The sequence below is a fragment of the Gemmatimonadota bacterium genome, from assembly GCA_021295815.1.
Taxonomy (GTDB): Bacteria; Gemmatimonadota; Gemmatimonadetes; order Longimicrobiales; family Gaopeijiaceae; genus JAGWBQ01.
Map to the genome: position 1 here is coordinate 155,342 of JAGWBQ010000007.1, position 12,670 is coordinate 168,011.

Sequence of the window (12,670 nt, forward strand, 5' to 3'; positions counted from 1 at the left end):
GCACTCCACCCCCGGGCCGACCCGGCCCGACCCCGACGCCACACCAACTTAGGACACCACCAACATGCTGTATGGACTCCTGACGATCGTCCAAGAGCCTGACGCCGTCGACGTAGCCAAGAACACCTACGCCCTAGTAGGCGCCGGGATCGGCGCCGGACTCGCCGCCATCGGCGCGGGCATAGGCATCGGCCTCGTCGGCAACGGCTCCACCCAGGCCATGGCCAGACAGCCCGAGGAGGCTGCCACGATCCAGAGCGCGGCCATCACTCTGGCTGCTCTGATCGAGGGAGCGGCGCTCTTCGCGATCGTCGTCGCCGCCCTCTTCAAGTTCATCTGAGGCTGTGAAGCACCAAGCCGCAGCTCGGAAGACCGGGCCCCCGGTCCGCCGCCTGGCCGTGCTCCGGAACGGGTCGTACGCGTCGGCGCTCGCGCTCGCCGGCTTGGCGCTGGTTCCCCAACCGGCGCTGGGCGCCGAAGGCGACCTCTTCGACATCAACGCGGGGCTCATGGTCTGGGTCCTGCTCGTCTTCGGCATCTTGCTGCTCATCCTCAGGCGTTACGCATGGGGCCCGATCCTAGCTGCGGTCAACGCGCGTGAAGAGAGGATACGCTCGGCGCTCGACGGTGCCGACCAGAGCCGGGACGAGGCTGCGACGCTCCTCGCCGAGCAACGCGAGCACCTCGCCGAAGCTCGTAGGCGATCCGGCGAAATCGTGGCCGAAGGTCGGGAGGCGGCCGAGAAGGTCAGGGCCCAGATCGAAGCCAAGGCCCGGGCCGAAGCCGGGGCGCTCGTGGAGAGAGCCCGCGCCGAGATCGCCAGGGAGCGGGACGCCGCCATAGAGGAGATCCGCAGGGAGTCGGTCGACATCGCGCTCAAGGCGGCCTCGCACCTGGTTTCACAGCGGCTCGACGGAGAGAGCGACCGCGAGGTCGTGGAGCGCTACCTGAGCGGGATCGGCAGCGCGTCGTGAGGGGTGAAACCGTAGCCGCCAACTACGCGGCGACCCTCTTCGAGCTGGGGCGCAGGCACGATGCCCTGGCCGAATTCGGCGACGGCCTTGCGGCGGTGGCGGAACTCGTCGAGCAGGAGAAAGACTTCCGCACCTTCCTCGAGACGCCGCGCATCGACGATTCCTCCAGAAAAGACCTCATGCGCAGGGTCTTCGGCGACCGACTGCCCGGGCTCGTGCTCAACTTCCTCTTCGTCGTCGTCGATCGCGGCAGGCAGCGGCTGCTGATCGCGATCTCGAGTTCCTATCAGGCCATGCTCGACGAGCATCTCGGTCGGGAGCACGTGCAGGTCACGCTCGCCCGCCCGGCCGATGACGCCATGCGCGCCGTAATCGCGGAGCGGCTGACGACGCTTCTTGGACGGGAGGCGATCCCGCACGTCGAGGTTCGCCCGGAGATACTGGGCGGCATCGTGGTCCGGGCCGGAGACGCCATCTACGACGGATCGGTACGCGGCAGGCTCAAGCGACTGCGGCATCGTCTGCTCGGCGTGCGCCTCGCACACTAAACACTCGCAAATACAAGACCAGGTTCAGAATGTCAGACTCAACGCAGTTGCGCTCCGCCGAGATCAAGGATGTCCTCATCCGAGAGATCGAAGGCTACGAGGAGGAGTTGCGCGCTGAAGAAGTAGGGGAAGTCCTCGAGGTCAAGGACGGGATCGCCCGCATCTACGGCCTCACCAGCGCCATGGCGTCCGAGATGCTCGAGATCGCCTCGGCGGATTCGGGGCGGACGGTGACCGCGCTGGCCCTCAACCTCGAGGAGGACAACATTGGCGCGGTCATCATGGGTGACTGGACGAGCCTGCACGAAGGCGATCAGGTCCGTCGCACCGGACGAGTGCTCGAGCTGGCGGTGGGTGGCGGTTACCTGGGCAGGTGCGTGAACCCCATCGGCGAGCCCATCGACGGCATGGGACCCATCGACGGCATCGAGGGCTCCCGGCAGATCGACGTCGTCGCCCCGGGCATCGTCAAGCGCCAGCCCGTGAAGGAACCACTGCAGACCGGCCTCAAGGCCATCGACTCGATGATCCCGATCGGCCGCGGCCAGCGCGAACTCATAATCGGAGACCGCGGCACCGGCAAGACCGCCATCGGCGTCGACACCATCATCAACCAGAAGGGCGGCGACGTCATCTGCGTCTACTGCGCGATCGGTCAGAGGGCGGGCAAGGTCAGGGGAGTGGTCGAGACTCTGCGCGAGCACGGCGCGATGGACTACACCGTGGTGGTGGTCGCCAACGCCTCGGATCCCGCGCCACTCCAGTACATAGCCCCATATGCGGCGTGCACGATCGCCGAGCACTTCATGTGGCAGGGCAAGCACACCCTCCTGGTCTACGACGACCTCTCCAAGCAGGCCCAGGCCTATCGGCAACTCTCGCTGGTGCTCAGGAGACCGCCGGGCCGCGAGGCGTATCCCGGCGATGTCTTCTACCTCCACTCGCGTCTGCTGGAACGCGCCGCCAAGCTCTCGGACGACATGGGCGGCGGATCGCTGACCGCCCTCCCGATCATCGAAACCCAGGGCGGAGACGTATCGGCGTACATCCCGACCAACGTGATCTCGATCACCGACGGCCAGATCTTCCTGGAGCCCGACCTCTTCTACTCGGGCGTCCGGCCTGCGGTGAACGTCGGCATTTCGGTGTCGCGCGTGGGCGGATCGGCGCAGATCAAGGCGATGCGCTCGGTAGCTGGTCGTCTTCGTCTCGACCTCGCCCAGTACCGCGAGCTCGAGGCCTTCGCGCAGTTCGGCTCCGACCTCGACGCCACCACTCAGCGTCAGCTCGCGCGGGGCGCCCGCACGGTCGAACTCCTCAAGCAGCCTCAGTACGCGCCCATGGCGGTCGAGTCGCAGGTGGCGGCCATCTACGCGGTGACCAACGGTTTCCTCGACAAGATTCCCGTCGAGGACGTCAGAGCCTGGGAGCTTGGTTTCCACGAGCGTCTGGCGGCCGACGATTCGGGCGTGCTGAGCTCGATCCGGGACACCGGCAAACTCACCGACGAGCTGCGCGAGGCGCTCGACAAGGTTATTGGGGAACACTCGGAGGAGTTCGCGGCCCGCCGCGCTTCCGAGAGCTCGGCCACCGCCGGCTCTCCGGTGGCGGCCGGGGTTTGAGGGGCGGACGACCATGGCAGGAGCCCGCGACGTCCAGCGCCGGATGAAATCCGTCGAGAACACTCGACAGATCACACGAACGATGGAGCTGGTGGCCACCTCGAAACTGAAGCGCGCCACCGACCGCGTGCGGGCGGCCAGGCCCTATGCGGAAGCGATGGCGGAACTGGTGGGGGGCCTCTACTCGCCGGGGCTCGCACAGGACTACCCGCTGCTGCGCCGGCCCGATTCGACCCGTCGGGCGGCGGTCCTCCTGCTTACCGCCAATCGGGGGCTGGCCGGGAGCTTCAACGCCAACCTGGTGAAACGCGCGCGGATCCAGCTCGACGAGCTTAGGAGCTCCGGTGTCGATACCGAGCTCCACGTTGCCGGCAAGAAGGGCATCGCCTATTTCCGGTTTCGCGGAGAAGAGATGGGAACGAGCCGGACCGACATAAGCGACGCACCGAGCCTTGAGGACGCCGAGTCCCTGGTCGGCCCGCTTCGGGAAAGGTTCGAGACGGGTGAGCTCGACTCGGTCTGGGTCGTCAGCTCCATTTTCCGGTCCGCGATGTCCACCCCTCCGCATGCGCGGGAGCTCTTGCCGATTCAGTTCGGCGAAGGATCCGACGACGGGGCCTCGGCCGACAATTTCATTCTGTCGCCGTCGGCAGGGGCCATACTCGAGCGCACACTCCCCGCGTACGTGCGCAACGCCGTCTACTCGGCGCTCGTCGAGAACGCCGCAGCCGAGCAGGGATCGCGACGCACCGCGATGAAGAACGCTACCGACAACGCCGGCGAGGTGCTTGAGCACCTCACCAGAACCTACAACCGGGCCAGGCAGGCCCAGATCACCCAGGAGATCGCCGAGATCGTCGGCGGTTCGGCCGCCTAGGGCGTCAGGAGATCACAAAGGAATGGCAGACAACAACAGCGTCGACAATCACCTTTCCAAGGGGCTTGCGCAGCTCGGCGCCCCGGGGTCGCAGGAGACGGCGACCGCCAATGGCGTCGGCAGGGTGGTGCAGGTCATCGGCCCGGTTCTCGATGTCCAGTTTCCCCCCGAGTCCCTCCCCGAGATCTACAACGCTCTCCGCCTCTCGGCGACGAGCGAGGACGGCGGCGAACTGGAGCTAGTGGCCGAAGTCCAGCAGCATATCGGCCGGGGTCAGGTGCGGGCGGTCTCGATGTCTTCGACCGACGGCGTGACGCGGGGCATGGAGGTGGTCGACACCGGCGACTCGATCTCGGTACCGGTCGGCGAGCCGTCTCTGGGTCGGATCCTGAACGTCCTGGGCGAGCCGGTCGACGAGCTCGGTCCGGTGGGTGGGGTGGGCGAGGACGCTCCCGAGCGCTGGCCAATCCACCGGGCCGCGCCCAAGTTCGCCAATCTCGAGCCCAGGACCGAGATCTTCGAGACCGGCATCAAGGTCGTCGATCTCCTCGCGCCCTACGTCAAGGGCGGGAAGACCGGTCTGTTCGGCGGCGCGGGCGTCGGCAAGACGGTCATCATCATGGAGCTCATCAACAACATCGCCATGGAGCATGGCGGTCGGTCGGTGTTCTGCGGCGTGGGCGAGCGCACTCGCGAGGGCAACGACCTCTGGCTCGAAATGAAGGAGTCGGGGGTGCTGGAATCGACCGCGCTCTGCTACGGTCAGATGAACGAACCTCCGGGCGCGCGGCTGCGCGTCGGTCTCAGCGGGCTGACCATGGCTGAGTACTTTCGCGACGTCGAGGGGCAGGATGTCCTGCTCTTCGTCGACAACATCTTCCGCTTCACCCAGGCAGGTTCCGAGGTGTCGGCTCTGCTTGGGCGCATGCCCTCCGCAGTCGGATACCAGCCGACGCTGGGAACCGAGATGGGCGAACTCCAGGAGCGCATCACGTCCACCGAGGCGGGATCGATCACCTCGGTGCAGGCGATCTACGTCCCTGCCGACGACCTGACCGATCCGGCTCCGGCGGCCGCCTTCACCCACCTCGACGCCACTACGGTGCTTTCGCGGTCGATCGCCGAACAGGGCATCTATCCGGCGGTCGATCCGCTCGACTCGAACTCCCGGATCATGGACCCGCAGTTCGTAGGTGCGCGTCACTACAAGGTCGCGACCGACGTGCAGGCCATCCTCCAGCGTTACAAGGACCTCCAGGACATCATCGCCATCCTCGGCATGGACGAGCTCACCGAGGAGGACAAGGTGATCGTCGGGCGGGCGCGCCGGATCGCGCGCTTCCTCTCGCAGCCCTTCCACGTGGCCGAACAGTTCACCGGCATTCCCGGCACCTACGTCAGACTTGACGACACCGTCGACTCGTTCGAGCGGCTCGCTTCGGGAGAGTTCGATCACCTGCCCGAACAGGCATTCTACATGCGGGGCGGCATCGAGGGCGTGGTCGCCGCAGCGGAGCGGCTCGAGCAGGAAGCCTCCTGAGATGCCCCGTCCGCCGCTGGAAGTGAGGGTGGTGTCGCCCGAAAAGGTGGTTTTCGAAGGCCAGGCTTCGGCGGTCGTGGCGCCCGCCTGGGACGGTTTCGTCGGCATTCTGCCCGGCCACGCGCCCATGCTCGCCCTGCTGGGCGAAGGCGAGCTCAGGGCGGAGCGGCCCGCAGGCGGAACCGAGACGTTCACCGTCGCGGACGGGGTGCTGAAGGTCGACCAAGGCAGGGTCACGGTGCTCACCGAGCATGCTCGAATTGACGACTGATGAGGGTCGACCTCCATATCCACACCACCGCCTCGGACGGCGCCTGGTCGCCTGAGCGGGTGGTTCGTGGAGCCAGGGAAGGAGGGCTCGACCTGATCGCGATCGCCGATCACGACACGACCTCGGGCTACTCCACCGCCGAACGGACCGGGCGCGAGGTTCGCGTCCAGGTGGTCCCGGCCGTAGAAGTGAGCGCGACCCACGACAAGACCGACATTCACATCCTGGGCTATTTCGTGGATTCCGACTCGCCGGGGCTGCTGGCGCAGACGAGCGCCACCGGCGACACCCGCGTCCGACGCATGAAGGAGATGGTCGGGAGACTGAGGAGCGTCGGGATCGCCATCACCTACGAAGACGTGATCGAGGTCGCCGGGCCCGACCGGGGCTCCTTGGCACGTCCCCACCTGGCCAAGGCGCTGGTGAGGCGCGGCGCCGCGAGGAACGTCCAGGACGCCTTCGACCGCTACATCGCCGACGGGTCGCCCTTCTATCTACCGGTGGACGTCATGTCGCCCAGGCGCGCGGTTCAGGTGATCCGGGAAGCGGGCGGAATCGCGGTCTGGGCTCATCCTCCCTTCCGGCTTCTCGACCCCATGCTCCCTTCGCTGGTGCGGGCCGGTCTGGGCGGACTCGAGGTCTACCGTCCCTCGCACGGTCCCGGCGACGTTCTCCGCCTGGAAGAGCTTTGCCGAACCCACGGTCTGCTCATGAGCGGAGGCTCGGACTGGCACAATCCGGATTCCGGCAAAGCGCTCGGAGATTTCTTCGTGGACGCCTTCGAGATCGAGCCCTTGCTCGAGGCCGGGGGAATTTAGGAGGGGTTGTCGAATGAAGCCCCCATTGCACGGTCGCCCGTGACAGCCGCCGGGCAGCAGGTACGAACGCTCGTGCTGGGCGCTCTCGTCGCGGGTGTCGCCGGCTGTGGGCCGAGCGCCGAAACCGTGCCTCCGGCCGATGTCCTGGGAAGGCGTCCGGCCGACCGATTGTTCGACGATCCCGAACTCCAGCGTGTCACGGACCTGGCGCTCGCGGGCGACGTGTCCGGGCTCGTCGGGCTTCTGACCGAGGTTCGGCCCGACATTCGGGCACGAGCGGTGTTCTCACTGCCGACTGCGGTCGACCGAGCCGGTGCAAGCCCGGAGCGCGGACTCGCCGAGGCGCTGGTCGAGCTGATGGACGATCCGGCGCCCTTGGTCAGAAGCGATGTCGTCTTCGCGTTGGGAAAACTGGATTGGACCAGGGAGGACACGGTGCGGGGGACGGACGCACAAGGGATGGAAACGGCCTCTGGCGCGACGGATGCGGGCTCCGGGACGACAGGTTCGCTCGTGGTCGGCGCGCTAGCCGGGTATCTGACGACCGAGAACGATCCTGGAGCGCGTGAGCTCGCCTACCGGACTCTCGGCGATCTCGTCTCGCGGGAGCCCGCTGCGGTCGAAGCTCTCGTCGGTATGAAGGAGGAAGTTCGCGCGGACGAACTCCATCTCTGGCTGGCCGCGCTCGCCAAGATGGGAAACGGCGTCCTCCCGGTGCCGAGGGAGGTCCGCGACACGCTGACCGCGGAGCTCCTGAGTCCCGACGCCAAAGTCCGGCTCGCTGCCGCGACCTTTTTCTCAGCTGTGCCTTCCATCCGCTCATGGGGCGGACGCAATCTCTTCCTTCGCCACGCGCTCGACAAGTACGCGCGGGACGATCCTGCGGCGATTCACGTACTCAAGGGTCTGGCGCCTCTGATGGACGCGATGGACGCGGCACGCTTAAGGGAGTGGGCGGACTCGGCGTCCGACTGGCGCGCGCGCGCCGCCGCGGTGCGCGGCCTGAACCCGGAGACGATCAGCCTCTTCAGCCTCGTCGACGCGCTCGACGATCCGTCCGCGGCGGTAGCCGGGGCCGCCGGTTCCAGGCTCCGGCATGTGAGACTCGGAAACGAGACCGGCGAATCGCTCAACGAGTGGTTGGAATCGACCGAGGGACGATTGGGAGCGAAGAGAGCGCTGCTCATCAACCGAGCCTCCTCTCGGGACAGCGAGCCCGTCGTCGATTGGGCCACGAAGGCACTGCAGTCCGGGACGCAGGCCGAGCGGGCGGTCGCGGCCGAAGCGCTGGCGTACGTGGCCGACGAGAAGGCTGCCGGGTTGCTCGCTCGCCTCCGGGACGCTTTGGATCGCCCTCGACCGGCCTGTCCTGCGTCCACCAGCGGGCCGGCGCTCTCCGATTCGGGAGGGACGGTGGACTGGGCGGGGCTCGCACGAACTCTGCCGTCCGACGGCGAGCACGGGCTCGAGTTCCGGACCACACGCGGCACGGTCACCTTCGAACTCTTCGCCGAAGAGGCGCCGCTCTCGGTCCAGGCGATCATCGAGCTCGCAAGCGCCGGTCGGCTGGATTGCAGATGGCTCGAACCGGAGGTCATCGGAGAAAGCGTGCGCTTGCGCCCCGCCGACTGGAACGGTGACGGCGAGGTGCCGTTCGGCGGAACCGACTTGTCGCTCGCGGACCTGCCTGCGGAAATAACCCGTTCCCGTCCTGGGCGGGGAACGCTGGTTCTCGTCCCCTGGCCGGCGGAGACTCGCGATCAGCTCGGAGTCGAGGTCTCTCCCGGGCTCGTCATGGTCCGTTCCGAGGTGGTTGACTTGCCAACTCCGGTGACCGTGATCGGTTCCGCAGTGGAAGGACTCGCGGTGCTGGACCGGCTCGAATACCTTGACTTGATCGAGTCGGTCCGACTTGTCCGCACAACCCCCCGGACCGGGACGTACCCATAACGCAGGAGGGCTCATGACCCATCGTCCACCGCGCAGCCGGCCGAGCGCCGCTCCAGGCGCCGGAACCGCCATGCGGGCGCTCTCGCTCGCCTTGCTGATGGCGGTAACGGCCTGTTTCTCCAACAGGCCCGTCTTCGGCGGACGAGGAGGCGTGCAGGAGACCTTCAACGTTCAAGCGCAGGTGGTGAGCTGGCTGGTCCGGAACTACCAGCCATCGGAGTCTCTCGGGACGGCGAAGGCGTTCTGCGTCGTGGCCGCCGATCTGGGCGGCAATCAGTTGATTGCGCTCTCCATGGTCACGCGGCCCACCGATTACGATCCTCCCGCAAGGCTGATGGGCCGCTTGCGTTCCAGGGACCCGGGGGTTCTGCCGATCTCCCGATGTAGGAGAGACGACGAGCTCGTGGAGCGATTGGTCGACGGCGACGACCGGGCGGTGGTGGTGGGCGTGGGTTACCCTTTCTGGGTGACCGCGAACCTTGCGCGATTGCAGGTCGTGGTGCGCGAAAGCGCAAATGTGAGTTACAGCTACGGGTGCTCGATCGAGCGTGGCAGGGAAGGATGGGCGGTCAGAAACTGCATCCGGCGCTTATAGAGTCCCGTCCGAGACCGCAATCCACGAGAGGTCACAACCCGCGGAGAGGTCGCGATCCACGAGAGGTCGCGACCTGCAGAGGTCGTTAGACCGCCCGCCCGAAATTACCTGCGTCCTCCCAGGCTCACCTTGACCCCGAGCTGGGCCTGCCACTGGGAATCCGGGGTCAGCACCGACCACGGCGCGGCGGCCTCCAGATTGCCTTCGGCGTTCTGGGCGGGCAGGGCGCCTCCGGACCATCTTGAGAAGAGCTCTCCCGGCCCCCCGAACGAGGCGGCCCGGCCGACGGGCTCGAGCAGGGGAACCACGCTGCGGATGGACTGCACCCGCCCCCAGGAGGGATCGAAGAAGGAAAGAAGGTTGATCATGTCCAATTCGATCCTGACGTCGGCTCCTCCCGCCCGGATGGGATGGGCGACACGCAGGTCGAGGTTTTGCTGCCAGGGCGCCCTGCAGGCGTTCCGGTCGAGAATGTCACCGCGGTTGGCGGCCAGACAGGGATCCGCATCGAGCGCGTGCGCCAGAAGAGCCGTGGTCAGGAAGGAGGCCGGGACCTCGCCGGCTTCGTTCGGTACGTAGAGGGCGTCGTTGAAACGGTCGAAAGCCGGCCCCACCGAGGGATAGCCGTCGCCGTTCAGATCGCCGCGGTACACATAGGTGAACGGAAGCCCTGACTGGGCGTTGTAGAAGATGCCCAACTCGGTCGGAACGCCCGGTAGGGGCCGACCGTACAAGGCCGCCACGAACTTGTGCGGACGGTCGAAATTCGAAGTGCGCAGGAGCGGGTCGTTGACGTTGCCGCCGGTGGCGTTGAACCCGAAATTGGAGATCATGTCGACCTCGGTCAGGCTCTGCTTGTCGAAGGAGCGCGCGTACGAGTATCCGGCCTGAAAGGCGAGGGCGTCGGTGATCGCCCCGCGTGCCTCGGCGGTGAACGAATATGTCCAGTCCCGGCCCTCGTTCTTCACCATCAGCACATGATCGAAGTCGTCGAAGTCGCGGTTCGGCTCGAAGCCCAGATTGGTGGCGTTGCCGTAGTGCGGCCGCTCGAGCCCTCCGTAGCCCTCGAGGGGCCCGAGATCTCTCGTGGGGGAGCCGAGATTTTTCTCCTCCACGGTCACCTGGTTGCGTGCGTGGCTGAAGAGGAAGCCCAGCGATCCGCTCAGCCTGCTCGTGAACTCGTGATCCACCATCGCCGAGAACTTGTAGTAGCGCGGATATACGAAGTCCTCGTGGAACACCACGATGGGACTCACGAACTCCGGGTTCCCGTTCAGGCAGGTGTCATGGAGAGTCGTCGGATCGAAGCGTGGAGAGGTGTTGCCTGAGAGCGGATCGTCGTTCCAACGCCCGTTGCAGACCATGGTGGTCGTGCGCAGACCGTTGTAGTGGAAAGCGTTGGAGAGCCAGACGTAGGGGAGCTGACCTGTGAAATATCCGGCCCCTCCACGAACCTGGGTCGTGAGCTCGCCCTCGCTCTGCCAGTTGAAGCCGAAGCGCGGAGAGAGCATGACCGCGACGCTCGGCCTCTTCGAGGTGTCGTAGCGACCTTCCGGTACGATGACGAACGTGGTGGTACGTCCGAGCTGCTCGTCGAAGGGAACATTGCGTTCCGGTACGTCGAGGAGCAAAGGAACGTCGGCCCGCAGGCCGAAATGCAGGGTGAGCCCCTTGCCCGCATCTATCTCGTTCTGCACGTAGGCGCCGGTTTCGAGAACGGAGAAGGCGATGTCCTCGGATTGGCCTGGTCGAAGAATGGTGCGCTGATACCGCTGTGGAGCGTTGTTGCGCACATCGTCCATGCTGGCGAAGTAGTAGTCCCCGGAGGCTCCGGGCAGGTAGAGGTGGTTTATGGTGTTGAGCGCCGCGGTGATGCCGATCGTGTATCGGCTTCCCCTGGAGTTGGGGATGGTGAAGGTGTTCCGCAGGCGGTAGCTGGCCTGACGCAGGTCGTTCTTATGCGCGAAGAACTGCGAACCGGCCCTAAGTGCCCGACTGTACGTGTTGCCGTCGCCCGCCGGGGAGCGGAGGTTGACCTCCAATTGGGGGAAGTCCGAAACCGGATCGGTTCCGTCTCTGGTGAACTGATAGCTGAACTCGAGCTCGTTTCCGGCGTTCGCGCCCACCTGGCTGATGAGCTGAGCGGTGAAGACGTTGTTGAGAGCGGTCCGGCGAACCGAGTTCGAGGAGAGTTCGTAAGCCTCGAACGCGGTACGGTTGGGGGTTTCGTCGTTGCCCGCCACCGCAAAGACGTTGCGCACCAGAAGCCGGTGCCGGTCGCTGAGCGCGGCATCGACCCTGCCGAAGACGTTGCCGAGCTCCTGGCCGAGGAGGTACGGACCCGGGTCGCCGACATCGACTCCGTGGCTGGCGTTGAAGTAGTTGCTGAAATCGCCGATGGCCGTGCCCGTCAATTGGGTGAGGGCGGCCGCGTCCCGACCGACGTTGAAGCCGGTGGGCGGCTGATCGCGAGCCTCGAATTCCGTCGAGACGAAGAAGTGAGCCCTGTTCTCGACGATGGGACCGCCGGCGCTGAACCCGACGAGCTGCCGGTCGACGCCCGAGGCCGCGACCGGTCCGGTGGGAAGGAAGAGGTCGCCCATTACGGCCTCGTGGCGCCCGACCGCGAAGCCGCTGAACTCCCATTCGTTGGTTCCCACCTTGGTCACCGCGTTCATGACCCCGCCCGCGAAGCCGGAGAGGCGCACGTCGTAGGGAGCGACCAGCACCTCGTACTGCGCGACGGCGTCGATGGGGAGCATCTTAGCGCCGGCCTGACCCCCCGGTACGCCTGCGGATGTCAGCCCGAAGAGGTCCTTGTTGGCCACACCGTCGATGAGTACCTGGTTGTAGCGGTCGTTTTGGCCGCCGATGGAAAAGCCGCCGTCCTCGGTCGTCTTCACCAGCGGCGAGAGGTTGGCGAGCTCCATGACGTCGCGCGACAGGATGGGGACCGACTCCACGAGACGCTCGTTCAACAAGGTGGAGGGACCCACCTGGCTCGGATTGAAGATGTTGGCGCGATCGGCTTCGACGCTGATCCCCTCCAAGGTGATCGCTCGCTGGCTGAGGTAAAGCGTGAGATCCTCGGTCGCGCCCACTTGGAGCCGTATACCTTCAAGCCGGAGCTCGGCGTAGCCGATGTAGCTGACGGTGAGTTCGTAGGGGCCGCCGGGCTGGAGCAGCAGGATCAGGAACCGCCCGCGCGAGTCGGTCAGTACCGTTTTCTCCACCCCGGTTCCGGTGTGGCGCGCCGTGACCGCAGCTTCGCCCATGGGAACATCGCCCTCCGATAGGACGGTTCCGCGGATGGCCGAGGTGGTCTGGGACTGTGCGACGAGCTCGCCGACCATGGCCGGAGCGAACGCCACGAGCGCCATGAGAACACCTGTCGAGAACAGGTCCCGGATCCGATTCCGGACGGCTTCGGGTCGGGTGGAACGCCGTAGGTTTCCGCAGCGGCTGGATCTGCTTG

General features: G+C 66.2%; 11 protein-coding genes. 10 read left to right on the plus strand and 1 reads right to left on the minus strand.

What is annotated here, in order from left to right; genetic code table 11:
* The first annotated feature begins 64 nt into the window (after window positions 1-64).
* From J4G12_04220 to J4G12_04265, 10 genes are read left to right on the plus strand one after another with little or no spacing between them, the layout of a single operon-like run.
* Window positions 65-340, plus strand: coding sequence for an ATP synthase F0 subunit C (locus tag J4G12_04220; protein ID MCE2455010.1), 276 nt, complete (start codon window positions 65-67; stop codon window positions 338-340).
* 4 nt (window positions 341-344) lie between these two features.
* Window positions 345-974: a F0F1 ATP synthase subunit B gene (atpF, locus tag J4G12_04225; GenBank protein ID MCE2455011.1), complete on the plus strand. Its 630-nt coding sequence runs from the start codon at window positions 345-347 to the stop codon at window positions 972-974.
* Entirely contained in the window at window positions 971-1,522 is a 552-nt protein-coding gene (gene atpH / locus J4G12_04230; protein MCE2455012.1) for an ATP synthase F1 subunit delta, read from the plus strand. Before atpF ends, atpH begins: the two co-directional genes overlap by 4 nt.
* A gap of 29 nt (window positions 1,523-1,551) precedes the next feature.
* Entirely contained in the window at window positions 1,552-3,144 is a 1,593-nt protein-coding gene (atpA, locus tag J4G12_04235) for a F0F1 ATP synthase subunit alpha (GenBank protein ID MCE2455013.1), read from the plus strand.
* Window positions 3,145-3,187: 43 nt separating this feature from the next.
* Window positions 3,188-4,021, plus strand: coding sequence for an ATP synthase F1 subunit gamma (atpG, locus tag J4G12_04240; protein MCE2455014.1), 834 nt, complete (start codon window positions 3,188-3,190; stop codon window positions 4,019-4,021).
* A 22-nt stretch (window positions 4,022-4,043) separates the two neighbouring features.
* The gene (gene atpD, locus J4G12_04245; protein ID MCE2455015.1) at window positions 4,044-5,561 is read left to right on the plus strand and encodes a F0F1 ATP synthase subunit beta; all 1,518 of its coding nucleotides are present in this window, start codon (window positions 4,044-4,046) and stop codon (window positions 5,559-5,561) included.
* Window position 5,562: 1 nt separating this feature from the next.
* On the plus strand, window positions 5,563-5,832 hold the full coding sequence (locus tag J4G12_04250) for a F0F1 ATP synthase subunit epsilon (GenBank protein MCE2455016.1): 270 nt from the start codon (window positions 5,563-5,565) through the stop codon (window positions 5,830-5,832).
* Window positions 5,832-6,650, plus strand: coding sequence for a PHP domain-containing protein (locus J4G12_04255; protein ID MCE2455017.1), 819 nt, complete (start codon window positions 5,832-5,834; stop codon window positions 6,648-6,650). The genes J4G12_04250 and J4G12_04255 overlap by 1 nt, the downstream gene beginning before the upstream one ends.
* 39 nt (window positions 6,651-6,689) lie before the next feature.
* On the plus strand, window positions 6,690-8,600 hold the full coding sequence (locus J4G12_04260) for a hypothetical protein (protein MCE2455018.1): 1,911 nt from the start codon (window positions 6,690-6,692) through the stop codon (window positions 8,598-8,600).
* A 13-nt stretch (window positions 8,601-8,613) separates the two neighbouring features.
* Window positions 8,614-9,195 (plus strand): hypothetical protein, encoded by a 582-nt coding sequence (locus J4G12_04265; GenBank protein ID MCE2455019.1) that lies wholly within the window; start codon window positions 8,614-8,616, stop codon window positions 9,193-9,195.
* A 104-nt stretch (window positions 9,196-9,299) separates the two neighbouring features.
* Here the strand turns inward: J4G12_04265 and J4G12_04270 are convergent, their stop codons facing one another.
* On the minus strand, window positions 9,300-12,575 hold the full coding sequence (locus tag J4G12_04270) for a TonB-dependent receptor (protein ID MCE2455020.1): 3,276 nt from the start codon (window positions 12,573-12,575) through the stop codon (window positions 9,300-9,302).
* Between the last annotated feature and the right edge of the window lie 95 nt (window positions 12,576-12,670).

Bases quoted from the DNA above. Each gene is read 5' to 3' on its own strand.
- J4G12_04255 (MCE2455017.1), top strand. From the start codon at position 5,832: ATGAGGGTCGACCTCCATATCCACACCACCGCCTCGGACGGCGCCTGG.
- J4G12_04265 (MCE2455019.1), top strand. From the start codon at position 8,614: ATGACCCATCGTCCACCGCGCAGCCGGCCGAGCGCCGCTCCAGGCGCC.
- J4G12_04220 (MCE2455010.1), top strand. From the start codon at position 65: ATGCTGTATGGACTCCTGACGATCGTCCAAGAGCCTGACGCCGTCGAC.
- atpA (MCE2455013.1), top strand. From the start codon at position 1,552: ATGTCAGACTCAACGCAGTTGCGCTCCGCCGAGATCAAGGATGTCCTC.
- J4G12_04270 (MCE2455020.1), bottom strand. From the start codon at position 12,575: ATGGCGCTCGTGGCGTTCGCTCCGGCCATGGTCGGCGAGCTCGTCGCA.
- J4G12_04250 (MCE2455016.1), top strand. From the start codon at position 5,563: ATGCCCCGTCCGCCGCTGGAAGTGAGGGTGGTGTCGCCCGAAAAGGTG.
- atpD (MCE2455015.1), top strand. From the start codon at position 4,044: ATGGCAGACAACAACAGCGTCGACAATCACCTTTCCAAGGGGCTTGCG.
- atpG (MCE2455014.1), top strand. From the start codon at position 3,188: ATGAAATCCGTCGAGAACACTCGACAGATCACACGAACGATGGAGCTG.